The organism is Paramaledivibacter caminithermalis DSM 15212, assembly GCF_900142245.1.
In the GTDB taxonomy this organism is placed as follows: Bacteria; Bacillota; Clostridia; order Peptostreptococcales; family Caminicellaceae; genus Paramaledivibacter; species Paramaledivibacter caminithermalis.
The window spans coordinates 1-9599 of sequence record NZ_FRAG01000004.1 but is presented as its reverse complement, the minus strand read 5'-3'; the positions used below and the strand labels follow the sequence as shown (position 1 = coordinate 9599).

Genomic DNA, 9599 nt, shown 5'->3' with positions numbered 1-9599 from the left:
TACATCAGTCAAAAATATCCTTCTTTTTTTTATAAAATCTTATAATCATTGTAATTACTATATAGTTCCAAAAACTAAAATGTCGTCGACCTCCTGGGGTTTTTGCGCTATTGGTGGTCGACGACATTAAAATATTATATATACGGGTATCAACTTATCATTATTTATAAATTACATCCAATAATTCAAATGTATTATAGTATTCATCATTTTTGTGCTTTCTTCCAATTCTATTGCATCTAATAGCATCTCAGTTTTATAGACATTTACTCCTGATAAAGTCAAGATAGATGTAAAATATTTAAATCTAGGGAATTTTTTTATATTCTTCTGTATGTAGTAAATTAAATTACCTATTTTCAAGCTCAACTATCCCATTATTTTTATGTTTTCCATACTTATCTAAGTCAAGTAACAGCTCTAAGTTCTTAGCATATATATATATCTTACATCGTCTTTATCAAGGCTTTTAATCAAGTTCGGATAACTTTCCTTAAAAATTCTATACATCCTAACCTCTCCTAAACTCTTCTACATTTCTAAAAATTTATTTTATAGAAATATAAGCTTACTTACTCTCTAATATAGATACAATATCATATTTGTATTCTATCAAACAGTTTCTATTTTTGCAATTTAAAGCAACCAAAGCCTTGACTGTTTTTACTGCCTATTCCTACAAAATAGGCTAATCTTATAAGCTCAGTATTTCCCTTTATTAGATACCTTCCGTTATATCCATTAATCATAGTTTTATGGTATCTAATAACGCTTTTCCTTGGTTCCTTTTCCCCTATATACTCAATTGTAAATTCATCATCTTCAGGAGTTTTTCCATGTATTGCTGTATATTTCCTTATAAGGTTTTCTTGAATCTTCTTTGAAAAAATACTGTCTTTAGGTGAATAGTATACGGTTTTATTTTTTCCATCTAATTTTATGCTGCTATATATTACTATTGGAGAAAGCATTTCTATCTTTGCATATCTATCTTTAAATATGGGATATTCTGCATTAATGCTAGATAATTCCATTTCCTTATTACCTAGAAATAATTTTTCGGATTTGAACAATGAAGTACTTAGATCATTTACAAAATCGTCGACTAAAGATGATATGTGTAATTTAACTGGCGATTCAAATATTATGATTTTATCTTTTTTATCTACTTGATATTTACCTAGGAGTCTTGAATAGGTAAACATCTTATAGCTTCGTTTTCCGTTTTTAAACCCTACTTCATGTAAAAAAGTTCTAAGGCCTTCATCGGTTAGGTTATTATATATTAGTCCTTGTAGCATATGATTATAGTGAATTGGCAGTTTTAATTTGTCTTTAAATTCAAATTGGCATGTTAGTCTCATATATTTATTCCTTTCGTTTATATAAATTAAGATTTACTTAGAAATCCTTACATGTGATGATTTATAGAAAGTTATCTTCTCCACCTTTTTTAACTCCGTATTCTTCTCGCTTTGAATAATTTTTTGATCTAAAGGTATAAAATAGCACAGAATCTTCTTCTTGATTTATCTTTTTCAATAATTCACCTTTTAATTTTGTGAAATTTGCTTCAGTTATATCTCCTTCTAAAACTGAATTTTGTACCCAGTATAAATATTTTCTTGCAGTCTTTAAAACCTTTGCCACTCTCTTTGTATTAACATCATAGACTAAAATCACAAACATATTTTCCTACCACCTTGATACATATGGAATATATTTTTCTTCTTCCATCAAATGCTTTTGAAGCTTGTAAAGCTCCATTCTTATAAGCCTTTGATAGGATACCTTTCTACCAAGACCTCTATGGGTTATTGTAGTTTTTAATTTTTCATCGAATTCTTGTACAAAGGTTTTACGACCTTTCTCTTTAAGTAAAATACCACCCATATCCTTTTCAAAATCCTTCTTAGTTATCATCTTCTTTCCTAAAAGATTAAATATTATTCTATCTACAATTATAGGCTTAAATATTTCAGCTATATCGAGATTTAAAGTAAATCTTCTGAAATTTGTTGTATGAAGATACCCTATCCTTGGATCGAGATGGGTCTTATAGATTTCACTAAGAACTTGAACATAAAGTAAGGAATTCCCAAAGCTAATAAGAGTATTAAGCTCATTTTTAGGGGGTCTTTTACTTCTACCTTCGAATATAAAGTCTGGCTTTTCTATAATAACATCAAATGCTTTATAATATGTGTCACGAATATTACCTTCTATACCCATAAGCTCAGAAATATCATTACATCCTTCTATTTTAGTAGATAAATTGATAATATTTTCCAATATATCTCCAACATTTTTTTCTCTCTTGTAATAATAATTTAAAACCTGAGAAATATTTCTATAGCTTCCTTCAACAAATGCCTTGGCAATTTCGAATCTCTTATTTTCATCCATATAAAACTCTGCTTGCTTTAATATCATATATCCAGAGTTTAGATGTTCTCTAGGATAGTAAGTCCCTTTATAGTATCCATACATTGTATTAAAGAAATGTAGACAAATCTTTTTGTCTGTCATAAATTCCAAGAATCTTTTGTTCAGTGTTACTTCTCCGAAAATTAATATATCATTTATATCTTCTATTGGAAGATATTTTTTGCCCTTTTCCGTTTCAAAATATATAGTATTATCTTTTCTTTTAAATTCACCTTCATTAAATACATATATGTTCTTCTTCACCTAATCACCCCACTATGAAAAGCAAAGTTCGCTATAGGCACATTTTTTGCAGTATTTATTCTTAATTGCCTTAGGAGGCTTGTCCAAGTATATAATCCGCAATATATCTCTTACTACCTTATCCAATTCTTTTTCATCTTCTTTAGTAAGCTCTATCTCCTCTCTCTCTTTCTCCTTAGGAAACATCAATACTCCCTTAGCTACTATTCCTTTATCTTTTAATTCCTTTAGGTAATATAGAAGCTGCATTCTTGCACTTTCTTTAAATCTTGAAGATTTCTTTACTTCTCCAACTATAAGCTCCCCATTTTCTTTCTTCATAACATCTATTATTATGTTTCCTAAAGATATTTCCTTTTTATCTCTTTTATAGCTTTCTTCATGAAGAAACCTTCCTATATCTATATTTGAATTTTCCTGATCTGGTATTAGTTGATGGGACATAAGCCATACTTCACGTTTGCATATGAAGTAGTACCAAATTAGGGTTCCGTTGACTTTCATATCCTTCACTAAAAACACCCCTGTATATAGTTTTGATTTATAATTTATAAAATAAAGGTTTCATTCTTAACTTCTCTATTAAAACCTATATCATCTTTATATGTTCTCTCTCTATCCTCTATAGACATTCTAAATATGTTTTTTTCTTCAATAAATTCTCTGTAGAAATCCTTTGGCAAGGATATGATATATTCTCTCAATTTGGGCTTTAATCTTAGTAGTGCTTTGTATCTTTTACTCTTATCATCTTCCTTTAGCACTCTTTTTTTATAGTTTTCAAAAATACACTTAGCCTTTTTATCTACTTCAAAATAGACATCGATATAATTGGGTCTATTTTCTATAAGGGAAAATTCTTTAATTTTATCAAATTCAAGGTTCTCCATAGCTTGAATAAACTTAATAGAATCGTCAACTGAATTAGACCTTTCCAATGCTGATTTGAAATATTCTTTGATAATCTCTAAAAATTCTGATTCCTTAAAATAAGACTTTGCTAATATTTCCTCAGTAATTTGTGGCAATAGCTTTCCATATACATAGGAGCTGTATATTTTCCCTTCATTTACCATTTTTATAACTCTTACTTCTCCCTTATTTTCACCATTTCTATTGCATCTTCCAGCTGCTTGTATTATACAATCAAGTGGAGCCAAGTCCCTATACACTATATCAAAGTCTAAGTCTACTCCAGCTTCTACTACCTGTGTTGAAATAACTATAGGCTTTAATTCCATTATCTTTTGTATTTTGTTTATTCTTTTACGTCTTTGTCTTGGTACTAAATTCGTTGATAGATATAACACTTCTCTATCTAAAGCCTTCAATTTGTCATATATTTTCAAGGACTGCTTTATTGTATTGCATATTATTAAATATGATTTATCTTCTACTGCTTCAATAAAAGTATTACAAAACTCTTCTATTGTTATGGATTTTCTATCAAATACCAAATTTACTCTATCAAGTCTTTTAAAATATTCCTCAAAATTATCAAGAAGCTCATAACTATCTTGTAAAATAATAGGTCTTGTAGCAGTCATTGTTATAATTCTACAATCCAATTCATTACAAAGCTTCTTCAAAGCATAGTCAATCAGTTTCCAGTATTTTATATCTATAGTTTGAAGCTCATCTAGTATTATTACAGCACCTTTGAGACTATGAAATTTTTTAAGCATCCTATTTTTATAGCCTATCAGCGTTTCAAAAAATTGGATAAATGTAGTAACTATAATTGAGCTTTGCCAACCTTCCATCAATAATATTGAAGAATCTATATCATAAGCTTTTTTATTGCTTTTATATTCTACATCAGATAAATGATGATGCTTTATTATATATTGGCTATAGTTTTCTTTAAAATTATCTACTTCTTTATGAAGCTTTTGTATCACCGAATAGTTTTGGTCTATTATTGATGTAAAAGGTAGAGCATATATTATTTTTCTATTGTCATCTAATAACTCACACAATTTTTTAGCTGCATAAAATCCCGCTAAGGTTTTTCCCGTTCCCGTAGGAGCTGTTATAGAAAAATATTTATTATCTTTATACCCCTTTAATATGCTTTCTTGAATTTTTTTAAAAACCTCTGATCTAATATCACTTAATTTCCCTTTTGATGACTTAAAGGTTTTATTATAAACACTATATAAATTTTCAAAGGTTTCTGTCCTATAATTAGGCAAAGGTGTATTTGAAGCACTTAATTTATCTGCATCTATTAGTGCTGAATAAAGTAATTGATGTTTAACATATATTTTTTCTTTATCTATTTTATTTCTATTTATTTTTCTTACAATTTTAAAAAGCCTTCTTAAAATCCTTTCATATTCTCTCTGTTCAATAAAGCTCTTAAAATATTCGTGTATGCTTAATTCTTTTAATTCTTTATAGATATAATCAAAATTATTATCCATATCATTTAATTGTTTGTCTACAATTCGTAGCTTGGCTTTTAAATCATTTCTTAATGTATTCATGTTAAATTTTATATTATATGGTAAAGCATCGGTCACATTTTCAAGATTTCCATGATGATATAAAATTGTAGTGTATAAAATTAGGGGAAGATAAACATCATCTCCAAACATTTCAAGCCCTATAAATGCTGCAAATAAAGCAGATACAAATCCATGATAGGATAGTTCACCATCAAATTCCCCGTATAAGTGTTGTTGAAAGTATGTAGTATACTTCCCAAAATCATGGCACCTGCAAATTATTTCTAAGGCTTTATTAGTATCAGTATCTTCTTTTAAAAAAGTTTTTGCATATTCTTCTACTTCATTTAAATGAGTTATCAGCTTTTTACCAGGATGTGATTCAAACTTCATATTATCCTCCACTACATAAAAACTATATTTTCTTCATGTTCATTGTACTTTAACTTAACAAAGCTTGACTTGAGTAGAACTGATAAAGGATTTAAGTTTTCATCATAAACATATGCTTCAACTGTCTTTATATTTCTAGCTCCAGTAAATTCACAAGGCATTTTTTCTTTCATAATTAAAAGCTTTGAAATGTCCATTCTTGAAAGCTGTATACCTCCGTCTTCTATGGAGCTAAATGGTACTAAAGAACAAATATCAATTGGCTCTTGGCTAAACTCTTCTATTCCTGTAATCCTATCAACATATTTTAAACTACAAGAAAAGGTTGCTGTTCCAAGGAAAGGAGCATAATAATATTTTTGGTCTCGTATTCTTCCTTCCAACTCGTCAATAAAGCTTTTCTGCCTATGGGATAAATATATTCTGTAACTTAACATTCCCTTTTCAGCAAGAACAATTTCAAATGGTATTTGTGTATGGTCCTCAGGCAATTGAAAGTGTTTAGGTGATGTTATTTTCATGTAATTCAGCGTCTGCATAATCTTTCTTATCCTTACATTTTTCTTGACAGCTATATCGATTTTCTCTTTAGCAAAATCGTCATAGTATGTATCTCTCTCTCTACCTAAAATTCCTGCAATCAGCCCCGATATAACTGTTCTTGGAGGCACTCCATAGGATAAAGATGATGAATTTGTATAAAATTTTCTAAAATGTGCTCCATAACCTTCAATATCAAATATTAGTATATCTTTATTCATTTATATCACCTTAATTCTATCAAATCAAAAGCTTTAAAAATCTCTACAATTTCCTTTTCTTCACCATCTATTAATTTCATTTGATGATCAACATAGTAATAAATATTTTTAATTCTTTCTATATTTTTAACAAGATGTTCTTTAAGGTTTGAAATATCCAAAGCCACCTCTGATATATCCCTAGGATTATCAATTTTTTCATCTAATTTAATAAAGCTCCTCATATCTCCTAATATTGTTTCGCTGTCATTGTATTCGACTCTTAAATATAACCTTGGATATTGTCCTACTTTACTTCTAGTTGCTAATTGAGGTATTGCCTTAATAATAGCCGCATCTAATTTTTTTATGTCCTCTTCTTTAAGCAAAGTATGATTTGCTCTATTTCCACTTATTACTCCTGAAAAAGCTATAAATGAATATTTAACTCTATAGTCCCTACCCATAGCTCCTTGATTATTTTTTTCATCTGTTGAAAAATGTGATGTTATCGCCGCTTCAACAAGTTCAACTTTATTTAACGAATAGCCCCAATTAAACTGAACAGGTCCCGTAAAGGTTCTTGTATTTCCTTCTATCGGCATAGTAGCGCCAAACAGTCTTACATCAATTAAAGCATTAAGAATATCTTCTTTTTCAAGTTTATTTTTGTTTAAGTCTACTTTTAATTTATCTATAATTTTCTCAGGCTTTACAGATTTATCCTCTAGCTTTGTAACAAATATTCTTTCTCCTTTATTTTCTAAATAATCTCTTATATATCTTTTAAGCCTTAAATCTGAAACTAAGTTTATCTCTCTTTCGTAATCCATTCTAGGTCTATTTTCCTCATCAGGATCGCCATTTGGATTTGCCATTTTAGCATCGTATAAAAATAAAATTTCACTATTATTCATTTTTATTTCCCCTTTCTTTTGAAATTGACTTCATTGTAGCATAGGAATACCCAGAAAGAATGTAGTAAAGATTATCATACTTGTCCAAGTCCCAATTTTTTATATGCTTGTCAAAAAGCTGTTTATGTGCAGAATATATTTTTTCATTGTAGCTTAGTATTTTGTTTTGTCTTAGCTTATTGACAATCTCAGAAGATAATCTTTTTACCTTTGCTAAATCCATACCATTAAAATTTAATTTGTTTAATATTGGTTTTTTACCGTTTCTATCGCTATACTGCCTGTTTCCTACTTTTCCTACTAATAAACCTAAAAGAAATAGTACTGTTTCTTTTTCGCTATATTTCATTTCCTTAATGTATTCCTTGATGCCATCATCAATATTTAAGCTGTTTAATTCCATTGCGCTTCCCTCCTCTAAGCACCCTATATTTTCTAAAAATTTAATCAGCATATTAGATTGCATAATTGCAAAGTGAATAGCAGCAGGCCTTACATTATACTGATTATGTTTTTCAAAATAATGTACTTTAAATAAGTCTATCTGACTTTTTATAATTAATTTCTTATTAATTCTTAACCTCTTAAATATTGCATTATATATATTTAAAAGCTTTCTATATTCCTTGACTTCACCTTGTTTTACCTTAATTGGTATACTATAATAGATGCTTTCTAAGCCAAAATGCGTGTTGAATTTATCAGAAATCAAACTTTTAAAGCTTTCCTGTACTTTTGAAGCTTCTTCTATTAAAATCCTAAATCTTGAAGGCTGAACATCTTTAATTAGCTTCTGCACCTTAACAGCTTTTTGAACAATCTTATAAAAAAGTATGTTTAATAGGTAATAATTTTCTTCACAATAATCTTCAAAAGTATTAAGAATTTCACTTTCAAATTTAATGATTCCCTGTACTTTTTTTGCAGTATTAAAGGTATTTGTCAAGTCTTTAGATATATAATCCATATCTCCTTTGTCTATTTCAGGTGTATATAAAAAATGAGGTATCAAGTAAACCTGCATATTGCCAAGATATGTACTTAAATTATCGATAATATACTGCTCTCCTGCCATAAGCTGAATCATACAATCTTTACAAATAACCATATTTTTATTGTAATTTGATTTTAAAAATTGAGAAGGGAAGTTTAGATTCGTAGTTGTGTAAAATTTAAGCTTGAGCTTACTAGTATCTGATGTTAACCCCTCTTGCCCTCCACATAATGAACAGCTTCCAGTTTCGCTCTTTTCATAAACCTTAAGTTTTTCTTCCTTTATTTTTTGTCTGTATTCTTCCATATCGCTTATTTTTCTATTGTCTATTGTTATAAAGTATAAAGCAACTTCCTTATTCGTAATACCTAAATTACTTTTAATATAATTAGCGACTTCCTTGTCTATAACTTTAACAATTTTTTTTATGTCATTATCGGCATCTTTAGCTATTTCATCTTTTGCTTTAAGCTCATTAGATATCTTTTTCAAATCAACTACATATCTATATCTTTCCTTTGTTCCTTTCTGTTTACCAAAATCCCAAAAGAAATTATTTAGAATATATCTAAGCTTATTACTTATATTTGGTATATTTAAGTTGATTAAATTAGGTATGGTTTGAGATAATAAATACTCTGTTTTATTTCCAGTGGTATACCACTGTGGAGAACTTGAGCCATCAGCTGTTCCAATCCAAAGTAAATCATGTGAAGAATCTTTAGTTACTTCTCCAAATAATTTAATGTCTATCTTATCTTTTTCGATACTAAAATCAATCTGAATTACGTATCTAGGTTTTCCCTTTCTATCTTTTATTTGTACATCTTTTATTATATTATTTAGAAAATTATCCGAATCATAAACTGCCCTACCTATTTGTAAAATTCCCTCCTGCACCTTTTCCCCTCCTTTATGTATAGGAATTTAAATAAAGACTTTAATTTATCCATGTCCAAAACGTTCAAAAACACTGCGTATTTGTACATGTACAAATTAAGTTTTACTATGTAAATCCTATATGATAAAAATTTTTGTTTTTCTTAATTTTTGTGTAATATTTTTGAGATTTTAGAATATAATTTAAAAAATTTATCTATAACTTAAACTTAGCCTGAATTATTCATAGAAAACATCAAAAATGATTGAATCGTAGTATTAACAAGTAGTCCAACAAATTGGACTTTGCACCCATTGGGTGAAATAACAAAAAAATAAAGAAAAGAACCTAATTTTGTGTTAAAGTTAAAGCGTTAAAACAAAAACTATATCACGAAAAGAGGTTCTTTCTATGACAAGTTTACATCAAAATTCACTTAACTTCAACAAAAGTTTTTCATATGATTTCGGTGGAGGTAATCTTTCTTCAGATGCAGGGTTAATAATAGTTCGTTCTTTTCTTGAAAAAATTGGC

General features: G+C 28.5%; 9 protein-coding genes. All 9 read right to left on the bottom strand.

Annotated features, from left to right (window positions below; translation table 11 throughout):
* Positions 1-171 precede the first annotated feature (171 nt).
* Positions 172-369: a hypothetical protein gene (locus tag BUB36_RS19560; protein WP_165613014.1), complete on the bottom strand. Its 198-nt coding sequence runs from the start codon at positions 367-369 to the stop codon at positions 172-174.
* Between the two features lie 254 nt (positions 370-623).
* On the bottom strand, positions 624-1364 hold the full coding sequence (cas6, locus tag BUB36_RS02285) for a CRISPR-associated endoribonuclease Cas6 (protein ID WP_073146775.1): 741 nt from the start codon (positions 1362-1364) through the stop codon (positions 624-626).
* 61 nt (positions 1365-1425) lie between these two features.
* The gene (cas2, locus tag BUB36_RS02280; protein ID WP_073146774.1) at positions 1426-1689 is read right to left on the bottom strand and encodes a CRISPR-associated endonuclease Cas2; all 264 of its coding nucleotides are present in this window, start codon (positions 1687-1689) and stop codon (positions 1426-1428) included.
* Positions 1690-1695: 6 nt separating this feature from the next.
* Positions 1696-2691 carry a type I-B CRISPR-associated endonuclease Cas1b gene (gene cas1b, locus BUB36_RS02275; protein ID WP_073146773.1) on the bottom strand — a complete coding sequence of 332 codons (996 nt, stop codon included), beginning with the start codon at positions 2689-2691 and terminating at the stop codon, positions 1696-1698.
* Positions 2692-2703: 12 nt separating this feature from the next.
* On the bottom strand, positions 2704-3195 hold the full coding sequence (cas4, locus tag BUB36_RS02270) for a CRISPR-associated protein Cas4 (RefSeq protein WP_073146877.1): 492 nt from the start codon (positions 3193-3195) through the stop codon (positions 2704-2706).
* A 44-nt stretch (positions 3196-3239) separates the two neighbouring features.
* Complete coding sequence (locus BUB36_RS02265) at positions 3240-5534, bottom strand: CRISPR-associated helicase/endonuclease Cas3 (RefSeq protein WP_073146772.1); 2295 nt, start codon at positions 5532-5534, stop codon at positions 3240-3242.
* Positions 5535-5545: 11 nt separating this feature from the next.
* Positions 5546-6295 carry a type I-B CRISPR-associated protein Cas5b gene (gene cas5b, locus BUB36_RS02260; RefSeq protein WP_073146771.1) on the bottom strand — a complete coding sequence of 250 codons (750 nt, stop codon included), beginning with the start codon at positions 6293-6295 and terminating at the stop codon, positions 5546-5548.
* Between the two features lie 5 nt (positions 6296-6300).
* A complete protein-coding gene (gene cas7b, locus BUB36_RS02255; protein ID WP_073146770.1) occupies positions 6301-7191 on the bottom strand; it encodes a type I-B CRISPR-associated protein Cas7/Csh2 in 891 nt (296 codons plus the stop codon).
* Positions 7184-9085 (bottom strand): TIGR02556 family CRISPR-associated protein, encoded by a 1902-nt coding sequence (locus BUB36_RS02250; protein ID WP_073146769.1) that lies wholly within the window; start codon positions 9083-9085, stop codon positions 7184-7186. The genes cas7b and BUB36_RS02250 overlap by 8 nt, the downstream gene beginning before the upstream one ends.
* Between the last annotated feature and the right edge of the window lie 514 nt (positions 9086-9599).